The organism is Mannheimia varigena, from assembly GCF_013377235.1.
GTDB classification, from domain to species: Bacteria; Pseudomonadota; Gammaproteobacteria; order Enterobacterales; family Pasteurellaceae; genus Mannheimia; species Mannheimia varigena.
Genome location: NZ_CP016226.1, coordinates 1,965,269 through 1,984,478, shown reverse-complemented (window position 1 = coordinate 1,984,478; position 19,210 = coordinate 1,965,269). Strand labels below are relative to the sequence as shown.

Genomic DNA, 19,210 nt, shown 5'->3' with positions numbered 1-19,210 from the left:
ATTGTGACTGGTCTGAACTCTTTTCGAATAAGATAGTGGTCAGATCCGAGCTGTTTTATACAAAAAGATATAAATCAGATTTATTTTTACAGCATTCCATAACAATAGCTTTTGAGCTAAAATGTTGAGTAGATCACATTTTTAGTAAGGAAGCTGACGTGAAAACACTAAGTCTGAAAGCTAATCAAATCACAGTAGAAAAAACGACTATTACTACTGATAAACTTAGCTTTTCTCAAAAATTAGACTTTACTAAAAAGCGGCTCGATCAATTAAATACCTACCGCATTGAACGAGCAATGAGAGCAAATAACCAATGCTTCACCCATGTTTTTTCGTTACTTCCACTGCTTATCCATCTAAATCATCCTACATTGCCTGCTTATGTTGAGAATGCTCCGCAAGGTATTTGGCGTTTTGAACTCTCTGATTATCAGAAACAATCATTAATGTCTTATAGCTTTGATGAGGCAATTTCTGCTTATCATTTAAAAAATCAAATCAGTTTTGATGCACTTTACTGTATGGGAAGCATCGGTTCTATTACCCAAACAAGTTTGTCTGATTTAGATTTATGGCTCTGTTATTCAAATGATTTAACCATTGAGCAATATAAGCTAATGGAGTTAAAAATCACTAAACTACAAGAATGGGCAAAAACTTTCGATGTAGATATCAATATTTTCTTAATGAATCCAGAGCAATTTAAAGCTCAAACTTATAGTAGCGGTGTGACAGATGAACATAGTGGTTCAGCTCAGCATTTTTTCTTACTTGATGAATTCTATCGTTCAGCAATCTTACTTGCTGGCAAACGCTTACTTTGGTTACATTTACAGAAAAATGAATATTTAAACGCACATAACAATCCTGATATTGATCTCAGTGAATGGATAGATTTTGGTGATTTTTCTAGTCTTTCAACCAGTGAATTTTTTGGTGCAAGCTTATGGCAACTCTATAAAGGTATTAATAATCCGTATAAATCTGCTATTAAAATTTTATTGCTTGAATGCTATGCCCATACTTACCCTAAAACAAAGCTCATCTCAAAAGAGTTTAAGAAAAAAATATTAAGTGATGAGGCAGTAACATATCATTTTGACCCATATCTTGCGATGCTTGAGCTAGTTACCGAACATCTTATTGCTCGTAAAGAATGGGTAAAATTAGACCGCTTGCGTGTTTGTTTTTACACTAAAGCGATTGAAGGAACTCTCCATAAAAGTTGGCGAGCAAATGATTTACAAGAACTAGTAGAATCTTGGTCTTGGAATGAGAAACAGACTAATTTGCTGTTTAATCGTCCCAATTGGAAAATCAAACAAGTGATGAAACACGAAATCATGCTTGTCGATCACCTACTACAGAGCTATCGCAATCTTATCCATTTTGCACGGAAATTTCATATTAATCCGAGTATTATGACAAACGACATTGATATCCTAATGCGCCGACTCTATTCTGTTTTTGAAAATCTGCCAGGTAAAGTTTCTCTCATTAATCCTAAAATTTCATCGAATTTAGCAGAACCTAATCTGACTATTATTGAAGCAAGAACTGGTGGCTCGATGCAGCCAGGTTGGTATTTAGTAAACCAAGTGCCAAAAAGCCAATATGATGCCGAAAATCGTTATGTTCACTATAACCGTAGCCCAATCAAATTAATTGCTTGGGGATACTTTAATGGGATTATTAATGCAGCAACGCATCTACACACAATAAGCTCAAGCCTAAACACCGAGAAATTACGCCAATTCATTACTGATTTACGTCTTTCATTTCCTATTCAAGCTCCCGAAATGACAGATGAAGATCTATATCATCCAAACGAGATTCGTAATTTATCCATCGCGATTAATTTAGTACAAGATCCAACACTAAATATCCAGAACTTACCGAAAAAAATTCAACAAAGTGATTTGTTTAACTTTAGTAGTTCACAAAAGTCATTAGTGGGAAGCGTAAGCATTATTTACCGAAATGTCTGGAATGAAATCAGAACCCAACACTTTGAAGGCGATGATGCTATTTTAAAAGCACTTAAATTAGTCTCTAACCGCATTTATCAAAGTGCATCTTCACCACAATCAGTCAATGTGTTTTGTTATAGCAAATACTTACGAAGCGAGCTACGTGATTTTGTTGCAGATTTAGTGCATAAATGTATTACGATTCAAACAGGTTGCGTATTACCATCTGATGGTAATGACACCTTCAAAATGGCAGGTAAAACCTGGCAGCTCGTTTTCAGCAAACAGAATTTTGGTATTCGACAAGTAGAAGAACAAGCGGTCGAAAATGCCGATAATTTTGCAAATACGAAGACAACCTCACCTGAAAATAACAAGAAATCATTCCCGAAACAAATTAGTGAATTTGCCAGTGAAGGATTCCTTCAATTTTTCTTTGAAGACAATTCTAACAGTAGCTTTAACGTTTATATTGTAGATGAGCGTAATAATGTAGAAAGTTACTACAACTGCCAAGGAAACAAAGAAGAAAAAATAATAAAAATCAATAAGTTACAACATGACAAGCATCTTGATTCAGATGAATATTCCACATTTAGTAGTTTTAACCATCCGCAGTTTTATCAATTAATTTCACTAAATGATGATATTTCTATTGTGCCTTACCAAAGCAGGCAACACTTAGATTATTTAGCTCAAAAAGCCCTTTCTAAATAAGCAAAAAGGCTAATATGTATATTAGCCTTTCTTATAACAAAACTCTTAGTGTCTATATTTACCTGCCATTGCTTGGTACACCGCATTTTCATTCGCTAAGATGGTGTACTTGGCATTTAAAATGGCAAGTTGGGAATTACGCTCGGTGTTCATTGCAGCTATCCATTCACGGAATTCTGAAACACCTTGTTCATAACGATTTTTGTAGTATGTACTGATGCGTTTATCTTGATTATATGCATCTTGTAGCACTTTTAACGAGCTTCTTGATTGCGTATAGCCATAATAATAACGATCAATTTCATTTAACGCCGAAGTAATTTTTTGCTCATAATTTAAACGAGCCGTTACATAATCCGTTTCTGAAATTTTTACATTATTTTTTACACGATTCCAATCTAAGAATGGTAAATCCAGTTTAATTAACGCATTACCAACCAGGTTATCTGCAATATTCCCCACATTTGTAGCATTACCTGTAATAGAACCGCCAATAGTTAAAGTTGGGAACCAGCTTTTCTCTGTCGCCGTTAAAGATTTAAAGGCACTTTGTAAACGTTGTAGCGAACCCACTACATCAGGGCGATTTGCAATCGCTGAAACCGGCACATTTAAATCCACACCTTGCAATTTCACGTTCATAATATTTGGATAGCGGATATTAAGCGGTGTATTTGGGTGAACATTTAGCAAATTGCGTAACGTCTGCTCTGCCGTTTTTTGCATTGTGCGTAATTCAATCACCTTGTTGCGAGCAGTTAAAACTGCTTGCTGTGCTTGATCTACCGCTAAACGGTCAATTGCACCTGCATTCATCTTGTTCGTTAAAATACGGCTGATTTGCTCATAGTTTTTAATGCTTTCTTCGGTAATACGAATAGCATCACGGTAATAAGCTAATTGATAATAAGTAGTTACCACTGAGTTGATGATAGATAAGCGAGTTGCTTTTAAATCTTCAACCGTCGCTTTATGAACCCATTCTGCCGCACTCGCGGTGTCAGCTAAACGCTGCCATAAATCAATGGTATAACTTAAATTGAATGCTGCTTGAGCCGCTGTAGTTGAAACACCGGTTGAAATATTATTAGAAGAAGCCGAACCCAATCCTTTTGCGGCTGAAGCAGAACCTGAACCACTAAAGGTTGGAACTAGATTTGCCCCCACTAAGTTCGCATTATAAAGAGCTTTATTTACTGCAATCCCGCTTTTTGCTAAATCAAGGTTGTTTTTAATGGCTAAATCAACAACACGGTTTAATTCAGCATCACTATAACCTTGCCACCATTGCTCGTTAATTTGATATTGCTTAGTGATTTCATCATAACTTTGATAAGTTTCTTGTGCTTTTTGCAAAGAACCATCATTGCTCATATTTCCGGTGGTACAAGCCGTTACTGTTAAGGCTAACACCACAGAAAAGGCTAATTTTGAGAGTTTCATTCTATGTCCTTATTTGGGATAAAATAATTTTGTGAAAAAATTTGGGTAGAAAACCGGCGTATTCTACCCAAAAACTGCGTTTCTTTCCAGCTAAAATGAACGCTTGTTCATTTAGTTATGTAATAGTTCACTAATCAGATTGGTATGACGAATTTTCTGACTATTTAAACTGACACGCTCTGCCACTAAAATTGCTTTTAGCTCAGAAAGAGCTTGTTCAAAGTTATCATTAATAATCACATAATCAAACTCATCATAATGGCTCATTTCAGAAACGGCTTCTGCCATACGTTTTGCAATGGTTTCTGCTGAGTCTTGCCCTCGCCCGATTAAGCGTTTTTCGAGTTCAGCTTTTGAAGGTGGCAAAATAAAGATCGTTTTCACATTTGCCACTTTTTCCCGAATCTGTCTTGCCCCTTGCCAGTCAATATCAAGGAAAACATCAATCCCTTGTTCAAGGCTGCGTTCAATCATTGGTAGCGATGTGCCATAGTAATTACCGAACACTTCCGCCCATTCCAAAAAATGCTCTTGCTCAATTAAACGCTTAAATTCTTCGTGGTTGGTAAAGTAATAATGCACGCCATCTTGTTCAGCCGGACGTGGATTACGGGTTGTGTGAGAAACAGAAAGTTGGACTTCAGAACGTGGCAAATCAGCTAATAATGCGTTAATTAACGACGATTTACCTGCACCACTGGGTGCTGAAATAATATAAAGATGACCTAAACTCATTTTCTTAATCAATTTAAAACAGATAAAAATAATGGACAATTTTCATTGTCCATTACACAAAATTACTTACGAGCCAAAGGCGGAACAAAGGTAATACCTAAATCCCAAGGCTGCTCAATCCAGGTTTCTTGTGGAATGTCGATGATATAATCATCAACTAATGGAGCACCTTGTGGTTTAGCAAATACGGTTACAAAACGTGCTTTCGGGTACATTCTGCGAATTTCTTTTGCGGTATTTCCGGTATCCACCAAATCATCTACTACAATAAAACCTTCGCCGTCAGTTTCAGCTGCGTGTAATACTTTTAATTCACCTTGATTATCGTGATCGTAGCTTGCGATACACACTGTTTCTACGTGGCGAATACCCAACTCACGTGCTAAAACAGCAGCAGGGAATAAACCGCCACGACTTACTGCAATAATCCCTTTCCACTGAGAAGCGGGTAATAAATTTTCTGCCAACTTACGGGCGTGCATATGGAACATATCCCACGTTACCACATATTTTTCGTTTGTGTATTTTTCGCTCATAGAAACAACCTAATATAAAATTGGGGCTCACCCCGATATAAAAAAATTGCACTAGAATAACCTGAAAATGGTTTTTTCGCCATCATTTCATTCATTTTTTTATACAACTTATTACGCAACCGTATGCGTAGTGCAAAAAACCAGCACTAAAATAGCTTCTCTAACGTAAAAAACAGTTCTTTATTTTGTCGAGAGTAAAAATCGGCAATATTACTATCCATTTTTTGATAACGGAAATTCAACTTCGGCACAATGCCTTGCCAATGCCAAGTACGATTCCAAACCGCAAGATTAACTTGATATTCCTTATCTTGCCGTTTATAGCCAAATAAATAGTGCTTATCAGCAAAATAGCGTTTTCCAAAGCCTAAACTTGCCTGAGCTGCCCATTTTTCGCCTTGATAAATCGCTCCAACTCTTGCTAACCACTTATTTGACGTTTGAGCTTTCTCACGAGCAACCTCACGGCTGCTGTCTAAATTTGCAAAAAATCGCCAATTTTTGACCGCTTGCCATTGTAATCCGCCGCTGATTTGGTGCTGGTAACTGCTATAACGACTTGCGGTTAGCTCATCAAAATAGCGTTTTTGTAAATGGGTAACACTGCCTGATATCAACCATTGTGAATTGAGATAACGCAAGCCACTTACCGTTGCCCCAAACTGATAATTATAACGGCTACTGCCTAGCCAATTCTGCTCAATAAACGGCGAAACGCTAAAGCGATAGCGAGCCTTGCGGTAACTATAACTTGGTGAAATAGAAAGAGATTGTTCACGGTAATCTTGATTATCCCAATAATAAATACCGCTATAATTTAGCCCTAATTCCACAAAGTGATTACCACGCAAATTCTGTAATTTGCTTAACCCTAAGCCATAACGAATTCCTTTGGCCGATTGTGGTAAATTTTCTTCATTTTTGCGGAAAATCCGCCCATTTACGCTTACAATCGGCGAAGATGACGCATTATTCACGTTATTTGTCTGGGTATATTGCAAGTAAAAATCAGGCTGCCAACGCTCATTTTCTGCAATTTGCATTTGAGTATTCGCCGCAATTTTGCCTAAATCGGGCGGTAAATTGGCTTGAATACGGCTAAATTCACGCTCCGCCTCACGAAATTGCTGATCTTCTGCCAAAATTAACGCTAAATCAAAACGTGGATAAACCAAATTGGAATTTCTGGAGAGTAATTGGCGATAGTGAAAAATGGCTGAATAATGATCTTTTTTCGCATAGGCAAGTGCCGCTTTGGCGTAATGCCAAAGTAAAGGATCAACATTGGGCATTTGCTGATAATGGCTTAAAAGCGGTGCTAAGTTTTCCCAATTTTGGCTCAAAATTGCTTGATTAATTTGCTGTTCAACAGTCTGATTGAATGAATATTCAGCTTGATAAGCGGTCGTTTTTTGCGATTTTTTTACAAAATTTTGCTCAAATTTGACCGCTTGTGAATGGCGTTCAAAAGAAACGGGATCTGTGTTGTGCTCAATCGCGGTTTCTGCCAACACAAAAGAGCTAAAAAGTGGAAATAACAGGGTATATTTTTTCATAAAGACAAAGAAAATTGGGGATACGGTTAATATAAATGCCGTTTAATTTGTGGTTAAACGGCATTGGATATTAGAAAAGGTTATTATTGGATATCGCCACGAGTGCCTGCTAGACCGAGTTTTTCATCACCAATATTTAACTCTCCTCCTATTTCTTCAGCATTCGGTCCAAAAAATTGAACTTTATAATCCCCACCTGAATAATAATTTCCACTATTATGATTTGGATTACCTTGATGTTTTGAGGCTGTGCCCGAAATTATCCCATTATCAATATTCCCCTGTGATAGCGTATAACTATCCCCAAGTGAATTTCTAATCTTTCCAGATCCAATTCTTTGAGAAAAATCTACATTATATGACAGATCACCAGAGCGATAAAATCTATAGTCAAACGCTTTCCCTGTGTAAGTAGCTTTTCCTTCCTTAGGTAGAATTTCTGTTTTGAGACCTCTAGTATCTACAGTAGATACATCAGAATTTACATAAACATCATTATTCCAACCTATTTTAGTAGTAGTTGTTACAACGACAACAGAATATTTTTGGTTATACAAATTTCCCCAATGCTGTACATCTAGATTACCTTCTTGGCTAGATGTGTGAGGGACTGTTGAAAATCCCTTTTCTTCAATATCTATCCCTTTGGCTTTTGATATCTTTTCAGCGTCTAAACGCTCTGCTTCCGCTTTCTCTTTCGCTGCTTTTTCGGCTGCTAAACGTTCCGCTTCCGCTTTCTCTTTCGCCGCTTGTTCCGCCGCTAAACGCTCCGCTTCTGCTTTCTCTTTCGCTGCTTTTTCTGCCGCTAAACGTTCCGCTTCCGCTTTCTCTTTTGCCGCTTTTTCTGCCGCTAAACGCTCAGCTTCTGCTTTTTCTTTAGCAGCCTTGTCCTTCGCTGTCTTCTCAGCTACGGCTTTATCGGCTTGTTGTTGAGTGGTTTGCGGTTTAGCATTCGGTTTTGTTGCATTGTTTGAGTTGCCACCGGAGCCGCCACTACCACAAGCCGTTAAACTCAACAAAATCAAACTTGCTAATGTTACTTTTTTAATAGACATAAAATGTTCCTTTTGTAAGATAAAAGATAATTTTTGTGTTTAAAACACACTCAGATTGTACAAAAAAAAAACAATCAGTCATCAAGTTCTTTTTTCACTTTTTTTAAGATTTTTTTATTAAATTTCAATCAAATTATTCTACAATGGTAGAGATAGCTATCCAGCTTAAATACAAGCGGTGATTTTTTCTCAATTTTTTACAAAAGGAGCTCATTATGTCTGAAATTGCAACTCTCTCCCCTCAACTGCTCTGGCAATGGTTTGATAAAGTGTGTGCTATTCCGCACCCGTCTTATCACGAGGAAGAACTAGCAGAATTTATTGTGAGTTGGGCAAAATCGAAAAATTTCTTTGTAGAGCGTGATGAAGCGGGTAACGTGTTAATCCGTAAGCCTGCAACGGCAGGAATGGAAGATCGTGCCGTCATTGCCCTACAAGCTCATTTAGATATGGTGCCACAAGCCAATGCCGGCACAGTTCACGATTTCAAAAAAGACCCGATTCAACCTTATATTGATGGCGAATGGGTGAAAGCGAAAGGTACAACGCTTGGGGCGGATAACGGCATTGGTTTAGCTTCGTGCTTAGCTGTGTTGGATAGTGATGACTTAGCTCACCCAACCATTGAAGTGCTACTTACAATGACAGAAGAAGCGGGAATGGAAGGAGCGATTGGTTTACGCCCGAACTGGCTGACTGCCGATATTATGATTAATACCGATACCGAAGAAAATGGTGAAATTTATATCGGCTGTGCCGGTGGCGAAAATGTGAATATAACGCTTCCCGTTTTTTTAGTGCCACATCAGCAAGATGCGGCTCTTACCTTTACGCTTAAAGGCTTACAAGGCGGGCATTCAGGTTGTGATATCCACACAACTCGAGCAAATGCAATTAAAGTTTTCGCTCGTATTTTGGAAGAAGCTTACAACGAAGTGGAATTTCAAATTTCCGCTGTTCAAGGTGGCTCTGTGCGTAACGCTATTCCACGTGAAGCTCACGCAACACTAATTGTTTCTGCAGAAAATAAGGAAAAATTGACCGCTTGTTTAACCCAAACTGCCGAGCAGTTAAAAACAGAGCTCAGAATTGCAGAGCCAAACTTCCAATTTTTCATTGAAGAAGCTGGCGTGCCTGAACAAGTATTCGACCTAGCGAGTACCGCACGTGTAATTCACTTCATTAACGCTCTGCCAAATGGTGTGGTGCGTAATAGCGATGTTGTGGAAAATGTGGTGGAAACTTCATTAAGCATTGGCGTGCTGAGTACCAAAGAGAGCGATGTAAAAGCGACTATTCTCGCTCGTTCTTTAATTGAAGGGGGCAAAGCCGATATTCGCAGTAAAATTCGCTCATTAGCCACACTTGTAGGGGCGGAGGTTGATTTTTCCGGCAATTATCCGGGCTGGGAACCAAATCCATATTCAAAAATCACCCCATTAACCAAAGCGATTTACGATGATATTTTAGGTTATGAATCTCAAATTAAAGTTATTCACGCAGGTTTAGAATGCGGTTTAATCAATAAAATCTATCCTAATATGGATTTTGTGTCGATTGGACCAACTATTCTCAACGCCCACTCGCCAGATGAAAAAGTGCATATTCCGGCGGTGGAAACGTATTGGAAGTTATTAACTCGCTTGCTTGCACAAGCTCCGCAAAAATAATTTCATCAATATAAAGGGCGAATACCTTTCGCCCTTAAATACCTTGTTATTTTTTATTTGCTTTCAACATCGCCATTAAATTCGCGATATTCGCCGAAGACTTCGCCCCTTTTTGTTGCTCGGTGAGCGGTGGTTTATCTCTTTCCCACACCAAATCATCTTGCGGCAGCTCCAGTAAAAAACGGCTCGGCTCAGGCTTGATAATTTCACCATATTGACGGCGTTCTTTGCAGAGCGAAAAAGTCAGTGTTTGTTGAGCCCGAGTAATACCCACATAGGCCAAACGGCGTTCTTCCTCTACATTCTCTTCATCTAGGCTGGTTTGGTGCGGCAAAATGCCCTCTTCCATTCCAATTAAGAAAACATGCGGAAACTCCAATCCTTTCGAGGCGTGGAGCGTCATTAGCTGCACTTGGTCGGCTTCGTCATCGTCTTCGCCACGCTCGAGCATATCTCGCAACGTCAGGCGGTTCACCACCTGCACCAAATTCATCGGCTCTTCAATTTCATCCCCCTCAAGCATTCCTTGCACCCACTCAAACAAGGTTTGCACATTGCGGCTCTGCATTTCCGCCACTTTCAGGTTCGCCGCCATTTCATACAAATGGGCTTCGTATTGAATTTTTGCCAGCAGATCTTTCACCGCCTCAATCGGATCTGAACGCTCCGCTTGGTCGGCAATTTCCACAATCCATCGAGCAAAATCCTGCAAAGCTTGGTAAGGCTTCGGCGTGAGACGTTGAATCAGCTCAAAATCGAAAATCGCCTCAAACAAGCTCACCTGTTTTTCATTCGCCAGCATGCCCAATTTTTCCAGTGTTGCTGCCCCGATTTCACGTTTTGGCGTGTTCACAATGCGTAAAAATGCCGCATCGTCATCTTGGTTCACCACCAACCGCAAATAGGCCATCATATCTTTGATTTCCGCCCGAGCAAAAAACGAGGTGCCGCCCGAAATTTTGTAAGGAATGCGGTTCTGCATCAGCAATTTTTCCAGCAATCGGGATTGATGATTGCCCCGATATAAAATCGCATAATCCTTATATTTCGTCTTGCGAGAGAAACGGTGAGCAATCAGCTCGCCGACAATCCGCTCCGCCTCGTGTTCCTCATTTTTTGCCTCAATCACATTCAGTTTTTCGCCCTCGCCAAGCTCGGAAAAGAGACGTTTGGTGAACAGGTGATCGTTATTGTCGATTAAAATATTGGCACAATGCAAAATCCGTTGGCTGGAGCGGTAATTTTGCTCCAGTTTTATCACTTTCAGCTCGAAATCTTCACGCAGCCGCTGCATATTTTCCGGCTTCGCCCCACGCCAAGAGTAGATGGACTGGTCATCATCACCCACTACGGTGAAATTCGGCTCGTTGCCGACAATCAACTTAATCAGCTCGTATTGGCTGGTGTTAGTGTCTTGATATTCGTCCACCAGCAAGTAACGAATTTTCTGCTGCCAACGGGCTTTTGCCTCTGGAAATTGGCGGAACAGCAGCACCGGCAGCATAATTAAATCGTCGAAATCCAAGGCGTTATAAGCCTTGAGCTGGTTTTGGTAGAGCTGATAAAAATGCGAAAAGACTCTCTCACGCTCATCACGCACCCGAGCAATCACCATTTCAGGCGAAAGCAGATCGTTCTTCCAATTTGAAATGGTGGAAATCAGGGCTTTGAGCAAATCCTTATCTTCCGTCACATTTTCCGGCAATAGATGTTTGAGCAGAGCAATTTGGTCGTGTTCGTCAAATAGCGTCATTCCCGATTTAAAACCGAGCAGCTTGTATTCACGCTTTAAAATATCAAAACCGAGCGTGTGGAACGTGGAAATCGTCAGCCCTTTGCTGTTTTCCTTGCCGATAGAGTGAGCCACCCGCTCCCGCATTTCACGAGCCGCCTTGTTGGTAAAAGTCACCGCTGCAATCTGCTTCGGCGAATAGCCACAATGTGCAATTAAATGGGCGATTTTATTAATAATCACCCGAGTTTTGCCCGAGCCGGCTCCCGCCAGCACAAGACAAGCCCCCTGCGTATATTCCACCGCCTGTTGTTGTTGAGAATTGAGTTTCATTGGATCTGTTGAAAAGTGATTTTGCCGGCTATTTTAACGGAAAGAAAACAAGCGGTCGAATTTCTGCTAAAACTTGCAAAAAGTAGAGGAAATTTGACCGCTTGGTAAATTGAATCACGAATGTTGAGAAATATAGTCTTCCAACACTTGGTTCATTCGGGTTTGCCAACCTTTGCCAGTGGCTTTGAATGCTTCAATCACTTTTGAGGAGTAACGAATAGTGACACTCACTTTTTTATCAGCACTTGTCGGTCTGCCTCGTTTTTTGGCTTGTGAAACTAAGACTAAATGTTGTAATTGTGGTGGCAGTTGGTCAAAATGAAGTGCATTGTCGAAATCTGTTTGTGTCCACATCGGATTTTCAATCTCAATCACTGAATTTTTTGTTTTGCTCATAAAGTTTTATCTCCCTCACATTCGCTTTTCTAAAACTGATTACTCTCACGGCTTCATTTCTCAAACAGAAAACGAGAGCATAAAGCCGATTGCCTATTCGCCCTAATGCTCGGTATCTTGTTTCTGCATATTCATAACGTAAATCCTCTCGAATAAAGGCCGTATCAAACTCGAAATCTGCAACCATAGAGAATGGCAAATCCCGTTCTATACGATTTTTCTCGCTTTTTTGTTCGTCATATTCTAGCTTCATTCATAGAACCTCTGAATTTATAGCATTCTGATTTTTTAAGATCAATGATTTTTTGTTGTTACAAAAAGTCATTAGACTCTTAGCATATTCGGAATATATCAATTCGGCATTCATTAAAATGCCATTTTTCGACACAGATCGCAAAAATAAATTTATTGATGTACAAAGCGGTCAGATTTCTTCCAAAATTTGCAAAAAACAAGCAAAAGTAGACCGCTTGTTAATCCGAGAAAAATCGGGAAAACGCAAATTTTTCCTTTCAATCTTGCCCCTTTAGCTATATCATTATCAATTGATTTTTTGGGGGCTGCAGGCCTGGTTTTTTAATCCTTTTCTTTTGATTTAAGGGAAAACAACAGTAGATGGAAAAATTAGAACAAAAAGCTATCATCGAGCTTAAAAATGTAACAAAAAGCTACGGTAGTAAAACGATTCTTAAAAATTTGAATTTAACCATTAACGATGGCGAATTTTTAACAATTTTAGGGCCTTCGGGTTGTGGTAAAACAACTGCATTACGTTTAATTGCCGGTTTTGAAGATTTGACTGAAGGCTCAATTATTCTTGATGGGCAAGATGTTTCTAATGTTCCAGCGGAGCAACGCCCTGTTAACACCGTATTCCAAAGCTATGCGTTATTCCCACATATGACCATTTTTGAAAACGTGGCGTTTGGTTTACGTATGCAAAAAGTACCTAATGCAGAGATCGAGCCTCGTGTCATGGAAGCATTGCGTATGGTTCGCTTGGAAGACAGAGCTCAGCAAAAACCGGCTCAACTTTCCGGTGGTCAGCAACAGCGTATTGCGATTGCTCGTGCGGTGGTGAATAAGCCAAAAGTGTTGTTGTTAGATGAATCGCTTTCAGCATTAGACTATAAATTGCGTAAAGAGATGCAAAACGAGCTGAAAGCGTTGCAGCGTCAATTAGGCATTACCTTTATTTTCGTAACACACGATCAGGAAGAAGCCTTAACAATGTCTGACCGTATCATCGTAATGAACGGCGGTAAAATTGCTCAAGATGGAACACCTCGTGAAATTTATGAAGAGCCGAGCAACTTGTTTGTGGCGAAATTCATTGGCGAAATCAACGTATTTGATGCGACTGTGATTGAGCGTGTTGATGCCAAAAACGTGAAAGCGAATGTGGAAGGCCGTATCTGCAACATTAAAGTAGAAGATATGGAAGTTCATCCAAATCAAAAACTGAAAGTGTTGTTGCGCCCTGAAGATATTGTGATTGAAGAGTTAGACGAGAACGAAAGCTCGAAAGCGATCATTGGTCACATTATTGACCGTAACTATAAAGGTATGACGTTAGAATCAAGCGTAAAACTTGATCACAACGGCTTGAACGTGTTGGTTAGCGAATTCTTCAACGAAGACGATCCAAACATTGACCACGATGTGGGTCAGAAAGTGGCTCTCACTTGGTACGAAGGTTGGGAGGTTGTGTTAAACGATGAAGGCGAATAACAAATTCCAAAATGGTGCGGTCGCAACTATTTTCGGTTGGTTATTACTTTTCGTATTAGTGCCGAACGTACTCGTTTTAATTATTAGTTTCTTAACAGAAAACCGCCAAAGTCAATATTTCGTTGATTTTGCTTTCAGTCTTGATGCTTATAGATCGTTATTTAACGATACCTACGCCAAAGTGCTATGGAACTCGCTTTATATGGCGGGTATTGCGACGTTCTTCTGTTTAATTATCGGCTACCCTTTTGCCTTTATTATTGCCAAAATGCCAGCGAAAGTTCGTCCGTTTTTACTCTTTTTAGTGGTATTGCCGTTCTGGACAAACTCACTCATTCGAATTTACGGTATTAAGATTTTCTTAGGCGTAAAAGGCTTTTTAAACGAAAGTTTAATGGCATTAGGCATCATCAGCGAGCCGTTGCGTTTATTAAACTCCGAAGTGGCGATTGTCATTGGTTTGGTTTACATCTTGTTGCCATTTATGATTTTACCGCTTTATTCTTCTATTGAGAAAATTGACAACCGCTTATTGGAAGCTGCGAAAGACTTGGGTGCAAACGCATTCCAACGTTTCGTTAAAGTCACAATTCCACTCACCATGCCGGGCATTGTGGCAGGCTGCTTGTTAGTATTGCTTCCAGCAATGGGTATGTTCTATGTAGCAGACTTATTAGGCGGCGGTAAAACACCATTAGTGGGTAACATTATTAAGAGCTTATTCTTAAATACCAACCAATTTGCCTTAGGCTCTGCGGTGAGTATTGCTTTAACTATCTTAATGGCATTAATGCTTTATGTTTACTATCGTGCAAATAAATTATTGAATAAAAAGGTGGAGCTTGAATAATGAAAAAGACAGTTAGAAACCTTTTTATGTTAGCAGTGTTTGCCTACCTCTACATTCCAATTATCATTCTTGTGATCAACTCATTCAACGCTGATCGCTTCGGTCTGAATTGGAAAGGCTTTACCTGGAACTGGTACGAACGCTTATTTGCCAACGATACGCTCGTACAAGCGACAATGAACTCATTAACCATTGCGTTCTTTGCAGCAACATTCTCCACTATTTTAGGAGCATTAACCTCTATCGCTCTCTACCGTTACCGCTTCCGTGGTAAAAAATTAGTGGGCGGAATGTTATTCGTGGTAATGATGTCGCCGGATATCGTAATGGCGGTGTCAATGCTTGTGCTATTTATGATTTTAGGCATTAAATTAGGCTTTATTTCGCTGTTAATTGCCCACATCACCTTCTGTTTGCCTTATGTAGTGATTGCGATTTCATCACGCTTAAGCGACTTTGACGGCAAGATGTTGGAAGCAGCGAAAGACTTAGGAGCAAGTGAAGTAACGATTTTACGCAAAATCATTCTACCGCTTGCGTTGCCTTCGATCATTTCAGGTTGGTTATTGAGCTTCACGATCTCATTAGATGACGTCATTGTTTCATCATTCGTGACCAGCCCAAGCTACGAAGTATTACCACTGAAAATCTTCTCATTGGTGAAAACCGGTGTGACCCCAGAGGTCAATGCCCTTGCAACCATTATGATCATTTTCTCACTAACGCTTGTGGTATTAAGCCAGTTAGTGGTGAGAAAGAAGGTTTAAATCACCATAGCTAGATAAAATAAACCCCTTAACATTACTGTGTTAAGGGGTTTATTATTTGCAAAATTCTGACTAAAAACGACCGCTTGCATAACAAAATATTGAAAATATCCTAATTATAAATATAGTTATTACAAATCAAATCTTTACAAAACTTTTAATTTACGCTATTAATTACTCCCAAAAATAACTAAAAAGAGTGGTGTTTATGCTGAAGTTTATCTTTAAACGTCTTCTTGAGGCGATTCCAACCCTGTTTATTCTGATTACCTTTTCTTTTTTCCTAATGCGGCTTGCTCCCGGCAGTCCGTTTACCAGCGAAAAAGCCTATCCGCCCGAAGTGATGGCGAACATTGAGGCGAAATACCATATGAACGAGCCTCTCTACAAGCAATATTTCATCTATATGGAAAACTTGGCGAAAGGCGATTTCGGCCCCTCTTTCAAATATAAAGATCAGTCGGTAAATAACCTGATTGCTTCTGCCTTTCCTGTTTCAATCAAACTCGGCATTACCGCTTTTATTTTTGCGGTGGCGATTGGGCTAACCGCTGGCACGGTGGCAGCTCTCAAACAAAATAGTAAGTGGGATTATTGGGTGATGGGCTTTTCGATGACGGGCATTATTATGCCAAGCTTCGTCTTCGCTCCGCTTTTAGTTCTTGTCTTTGCGATTTACCTCAAATGGCTGCCTGCCGGTGGCTGGAACGGCGGTCAGCTCTATTATATGGTGCTGCCGGTGCTTTCTCTTACTATCAGCTATGTGGCAGGTATCGCCCGTATCACTCGTGGCTCAATGATTGAAGTGCTGCACTCAAACTTCATTCGCACCGCCAAAGCTAAAGGTTTGCCGATGAATAAAATCATCTTTAAACATGCCCTCCGCCCTGCTCTGTTACCGGTGATTACCTATTTAGGCCCTGCATTCGTGGGCATTATTACCGGCTCAATGGTAATTGAAAGCGTGTTTGGCTTGCCAGGCATCGGGCAGCTTTTCGTGAATGGGGCGTTAAACCGTGACTATTCATTAGTGTTGAGCCTGACGATTTTAGTCGGCACCCTCACCATTTTATTCAATGCGATTGTCGATATTTTATATGCGGTGATCGACCCGAAAATTCGTTACTCATAAGGAGCGGAAAATGCAAAATTCTACTGAAAATCAACCGCTTGTTGAGCTAACCGCAACCGTTCAAGGAAGAAGTTTATGGCAAGATGCCCGCCGCCGTTTTTTCCGAAACAAAGCTGCGGTGGCAAGTCTGGCGATTCTGTTTTGTATCCTATTATTTATCACCTTTGCCCCAATGCTAATGCCGTTTAGCTATGAAGATACCGACTGGAATATGATGGGTATTCCTCCGGATTTTGAATCTCAACACTATTTCGGCACAGATTCGTCTGGGCGAGATTTATTAGTGCGTGTGGCAATAGGCGGACGCATTTCATTAATGGTCGGCATTGCTGGTGCATTAATTGCGGTGATTATCGGCACTATTTACGGGGCGATTTCCGGCTATTTCGGCGGTAAAGTCGATATGGTGATGATGCGTTTTCTCGAAATTTTAAGCTCATTCCCATTTATGTTCTTCGTGATTTTACTTGTTACCTTCTTCGGGCAAAATATTTTCCTGATTTTTATTGCTATCGGAATGGTAGCGTGGCTGAACCTCGCCCGTATTGTGCGTGGACAAACCCTTTCCCTGAAAAATAAAGAGTTTGTGGAAGCCGCCATTGTGTGTGGCGTCTCTCGCCGTCAAATTATTTGGCGACACATTGTGCCAAACGTGCTGGGCTTGGTGGTGGTTTATGCCTCTCTTGAAGTGCCGTCTTTGATTTTATTTGAGTCTTTCCTGAGCTTCTTAGGGCTTGGCACACAAGAGCCGATGAGTAGCTGGGGAGCGTTATTAAGCGATGGTGCGGCACAAATGGAAACCTCGCCGTGGTTGCTCGCCTTCCCTGCTTTTTTCCTATGTTTAACGCTGTTTTGTTTTAATTTTATTGGTGATGGCTTGCGTGATGCCCTCGATCCAAAAGATAAATAGAGGTTGAAAATGAAATTATTAGAAGTTAAAAATCTCGATGTTTATTTAAAAACGGACGAAGAGTTGGTGCACGCAGTGCGTAATGTCTCTTTCTCGATTGAAAAAGGGCAAACCCTGGCTATTGTGGGCGAGTCCGGCTCGGGTAAATCCGTCACCTCAATGGCGATTATGCAACTTTTGCCGAAAAACATTGTGAAATTCGGCGAAAATTCCAGCATTATTTTTGAAGAGCAGGAGCTACTCTCGCTGTCCGAAAAGTCAATGCAAGCGATTCGAGGTGATCGTATTGGTATGATTTTCCAAGAGCCGATGACCTCGCTCAACCCTTATCTGCCTATCGGAAAACAAGTGGCAGAAGCAATTCAAACGCATAATCCACAAATTACCAATGCTCAAGCCGAAAAATTGGTATTGGAAACCTTACAGAAAGTAAAAATTCCTGACGCTGAAAAGAAAATGGTGTGCTATCCGCACGAATTTTCGGGCGGTCAGCTACAGCGGATTATGATCGCAATGGCAATTATCAACAAACCTGATTTGCTGATTGCCGATGAGCCAACCACTGCTTTAGACGTGACAACTCAAGCCGAAATTTTGGATTTAATGCACGATTTACAGCGTGATATGGGAATGGCGATTATCCTGATTTCCCACGACTTGCGTTTGGTGCATAAATACAGCGATTTCGTCTGCGTAATGCAAAGCGGCGAAATCATTGAGCGTGGCGAAACCGAGCAAGTGTTCACAAATCCACAGCACCCTTACACTCAAGAGCTGCTAACCCCAATTCCCGATAATCTCAAAGGCGAATTGCCGGCAAATGCTCCAACACTGATTCGAGCAGAAAATATCGAGGTGGATTACATCTTAAAACGCTCGCTATTCGGCAAGCCGAAAAAGGTGTTCAATGCGTTGAAATCGATTTCGCTTGAGCTCAAAACCGGCGAAACCCTCGGCATTGTGGGGGAATCGGGCTCGGGCAAATCTACGCTCGGGCGTGCGATTATGCAAATTTTGGATTACCGAGGCAATCTCACTTTTGCCGACAAAACCCTCGCTAAATTGAATAAAGCCGAACACCAAGCACTGAAAAAAGATATGCAAATGGTGTTCCAAGATCCGTTCAACTCGCTTTCGCCACGCTTAACCGTGGGCGAAATCATCGCCGAAGGCTTAACCGTGCATTATCCGCAAATGAGCAAAGCCGAACGCCGTGAAAAAGTGATGAAAATTTTGGAAGAGGTGAATTTAAACCCTGCGATGATCAACCGCTATCCGCACGAGTTTTCCGGCGGACAACGCCAACGTATTGCGATTGCCAGAGCGATTATTTTAGAACCAAAATTTGTGTTGCTGGACGAGCCAACCTCCGCCCTTGACCGCTCTACCCAAATCACCGTGATCGAACTACTCAACCGCTTACAGAAAAAATATGGCTTAAGCTATATTTTCATCAGCCACGATCTCGCCGTGATCCGAGCCTTAAGTGACCGAGTGCTCGTAATGAGCCAAGGCGACATTGTAGAAAGCGGCGATGTGAAACAGATCTTCAACGCCCCACAACAAGAGTACACCAAGCGGTTAATTTTGGCGTCTAATTTGTAAATTAAAAAAACCTTATTTTAATCAAAATAAGGTTTTTTGTTTTATAGAAAATCATTCTATTTCTTATTT

Annotated in this window: 16 protein-coding genes; 8 read left to right on the top strand and 8 right to left on the bottom strand. The window is 40.4% G+C overall.

What is annotated here, in order from left to right; all coding sequences use genetic code 11:
* Positions 1 to 158: 158 nt before the first annotated feature.
* On the top strand, positions 159 to 2,690 hold the full coding sequence (locus A6B40_RS09330) for a class I adenylate cyclase (RefSeq protein WP_176672219.1): 2,532 nt from the start codon (positions 159 to 161) through the stop codon (positions 2,688 to 2,690).
* Between the two features lie 45 nt (positions 2,691 to 2,735).
* Here A6B40_RS09330 and tdeA read toward each other — a convergent pair whose 3' ends face one another.
* The 5 genes from tdeA to A6B40_RS09305 all read right to left on the bottom strand — a co-directional run bounded on the left by tdeA (position 2,736) and on the right by A6B40_RS09305 (position 8,015).
* Positions 2,736 to 4,133: a toxin/drug exporter TdeA gene (gene tdeA / locus A6B40_RS09325; RefSeq protein ID WP_176672218.1), complete on the bottom strand. Its 1,398-nt coding sequence runs from the start codon at positions 4,131 to 4,133 to the stop codon at positions 2,736 to 2,738.
* Between the two features lie 111 nt (positions 4,134 to 4,244).
* A complete protein-coding gene (gene gmk, locus A6B40_RS09320; RefSeq protein ID WP_025236515.1) occupies positions 4,245 to 4,868 on the bottom strand; it encodes a guanylate kinase in 624 nt (207 codons plus the stop codon).
* 62 nt (positions 4,869 to 4,930) lie between these two features.
* Positions 4,931 to 5,404 (bottom strand): xanthine phosphoribosyltransferase, encoded by a 474-nt coding sequence (gene gpt / locus A6B40_RS09315; RefSeq protein ID WP_025216824.1) that lies wholly within the window; start codon positions 5,402 to 5,404, stop codon positions 4,931 to 4,933.
* 146 nt (positions 5,405 to 5,550) lie between these two features.
* Positions 5,551 to 6,960, bottom strand: a complete 1,410-nt coding sequence (locus tag A6B40_RS09310) for a surface lipoprotein assembly modifier (RefSeq protein ID WP_176672217.1) — start codon at positions 6,958 to 6,960, stop codon at positions 5,551 to 5,553.
* A gap of 83 nt (positions 6,961 to 7,043) precedes the next feature.
* Complete coding sequence (locus A6B40_RS09305) at positions 7,044 to 8,015, bottom strand: factor H binding protein domain-containing protein (RefSeq protein ID WP_176672216.1); 972 nt, start codon at positions 8,013 to 8,015, stop codon at positions 7,044 to 7,046.
* 215 nt (positions 8,016 to 8,230) lie between these two features.
* Between A6B40_RS09305 and A6B40_RS09300 the strand changes: the two genes are divergently transcribed.
* Positions 8,231 to 9,685: an aminoacyl-histidine dipeptidase gene (locus tag A6B40_RS09300; RefSeq protein WP_176672215.1), complete on the top strand. Its 1,455-nt coding sequence runs from the start codon at positions 8,231 to 8,233 to the stop codon at positions 9,683 to 9,685.
* Positions 9,686 to 9,731: 46 nt separating this feature from the next.
* On the opposite strand, the gene rep is transcribed toward A6B40_RS09300, so the two are convergent.
* From rep to A6B40_RS09285, 3 genes are all read right to left on the bottom strand, one after another.
* Entirely contained in the window at positions 9,732 to 11,750 is a 2,019-nt protein-coding gene (rep, locus tag A6B40_RS09295; protein WP_176672214.1) for a DNA helicase Rep, read from the bottom strand.
* A gap of 114 nt (positions 11,751 to 11,864) precedes the next feature.
* On the bottom strand, positions 11,865 to 12,146 hold the full coding sequence (locus tag A6B40_RS09290) for a BrnA antitoxin family protein (RefSeq protein ID WP_176672213.1): 282 nt from the start codon (positions 12,144 to 12,146) through the stop codon (positions 11,865 to 11,867).
* Positions 12,118 to 12,399 carry a BrnT family toxin gene (locus A6B40_RS09285; protein WP_176672212.1) on the bottom strand — a complete coding sequence of 94 codons (282 nt, stop codon included), beginning with the start codon at positions 12,397 to 12,399 and terminating at the stop codon, positions 12,118 to 12,120. The genes A6B40_RS09290 and A6B40_RS09285 overlap by 29 nt, the downstream gene beginning before the upstream one ends.
* Before the next feature lie 362 nt (positions 12,400 to 12,761).
* On the opposite strand from A6B40_RS09285, the gene potA reads away from it, so the two are divergent.
* The 6 genes from potA (at position 12,762) to A6B40_RS09255 (ending at position 19,141) form a co-directional block, all read left to right on the top strand.
* Positions 12,762 to 13,877, top strand: coding sequence for a spermidine/putrescine ABC transporter ATP-binding protein PotA (potA, locus tag A6B40_RS09280; protein ID WP_025216817.1), 1,116 nt, complete (start codon positions 12,762 to 12,764; stop codon positions 13,875 to 13,877).
* Positions 13,864 to 14,727, top strand: a complete 864-nt coding sequence (potB, locus tag A6B40_RS09275) for a spermidine/putrescine ABC transporter permease PotB (RefSeq protein WP_176672211.1) — start codon at positions 13,864 to 13,866, stop codon at positions 14,725 to 14,727. Before potA ends, potB begins: the two co-directional genes overlap by 14 nt.
* Positions 14,727 to 15,494, top strand: a complete 768-nt coding sequence (gene potC, locus A6B40_RS09270) for a spermidine/putrescine ABC transporter permease PotC (protein ID WP_038643013.1) — start codon at positions 14,727 to 14,729, stop codon at positions 15,492 to 15,494. The genes potB and potC overlap by 1 nt, the downstream gene beginning before the upstream one ends.
* 208 nt (positions 15,495 to 15,702) lie before the next feature.
* Positions 15,703 to 16,626 carry an oligopeptide ABC transporter permease OppB gene (gene oppB / locus A6B40_RS09265; RefSeq protein WP_025216814.1) on the top strand — a complete coding sequence of 308 codons (924 nt, stop codon included), beginning with the start codon at positions 15,703 to 15,705 and terminating at the stop codon, positions 16,624 to 16,626.
* Between the two features lie 10 nt (positions 16,627 to 16,636).
* A complete protein-coding gene (oppC, locus tag A6B40_RS09260) occupies positions 16,637 to 17,536 on the top strand; it encodes an oligopeptide ABC transporter permease OppC (protein ID WP_025216813.1) in 900 nt (299 codons plus the stop codon).
* Between the two features lie 9 nt (positions 17,537 to 17,545).
* A complete protein-coding gene (locus A6B40_RS09255) occupies positions 17,546 to 19,141 on the top strand; it encodes an ABC transporter ATP-binding protein (protein ID WP_176672210.1) in 1,596 nt (531 codons plus the stop codon).
* Positions 19,142 to 19,210: the final 69 nt, after the last annotated feature.

Coding starts and splice junctions, on each gene's coding strand:
- A6B40_RS09285 (WP_176672212.1), bottom strand. CDS start 12,399: ATGAAGCTAGAATATGACGAACAAAAAAGCGAGAAAAATCGTATAGAA.
- potA (WP_025216817.1), top strand. CDS start 12,762: ATGGAAAAATTAGAACAAAAAGCTATCATCGAGCTTAAAAATGTAACA.
- oppC (WP_025216813.1), top strand. CDS start 16,637: ATGCAAAATTCTACTGAAAATCAACCGCTTGTTGAGCTAACCGCAACC.
- A6B40_RS09310 (WP_176672217.1), bottom strand. CDS start 6,960: ATGAAAAAATATACCCTGTTATTTCCACTTTTTAGCTCTTTTGTGTTG.
- gmk (WP_025236515.1), bottom strand. CDS start 4,868: ATGAGTTTAGGTCATCTTTATATTATTTCAGCACCCAGTGGTGCAGGT.
- rep (WP_176672214.1), bottom strand. CDS start 11,750: ATGAAACTCAATTCTCAACAACAACAGGCGGTGGAATATACGCAGGGG.
- A6B40_RS09300 (WP_176672215.1), top strand. CDS start 8,231: ATGTCTGAAATTGCAACTCTCTCCCCTCAACTGCTCTGGCAATGGTTT.
- tdeA (WP_176672218.1), bottom strand. CDS start 4,133: ATGAAACTCTCAAAATTAGCCTTTTCTGTGGTGTTAGCCTTAACAGTA.
- potB (WP_176672211.1), top strand. CDS start 13,864: ATGAAGGCGAATAACAAATTCCAAAATGGTGCGGTCGCAACTATTTTC.
- A6B40_RS09305 (WP_176672216.1), bottom strand. CDS start 8,015: ATGTCTATTAAAAAAGTAACATTAGCAAGTTTGATTTTGTTGAGTTTA.
- A6B40_RS09290 (WP_176672213.1), bottom strand. CDS start 12,146: ATGAGCAAAACAAAAAATTCAGTGATTGAGATTGAAAATCCGATGTGG.
- A6B40_RS09255 (WP_176672210.1), top strand. CDS start 17,546: ATGAAATTATTAGAAGTTAAAAATCTCGATGTTTATTTAAAAACGGAC.
- potC (WP_038643013.1), top strand. CDS start 14,727: ATGAAAAAGACAGTTAGAAACCTTTTTATGTTAGCAGTGTTTGCCTAC.
- oppB (WP_025216814.1), top strand. CDS start 15,703: ATGCTGAAGTTTATCTTTAAACGTCTTCTTGAGGCGATTCCAACCCTG.
- gpt (WP_025216824.1), bottom strand. CDS start 5,404: ATGAGCGAAAAATACACAAACGAAAAATATGTGGTAACGTGGGATATG.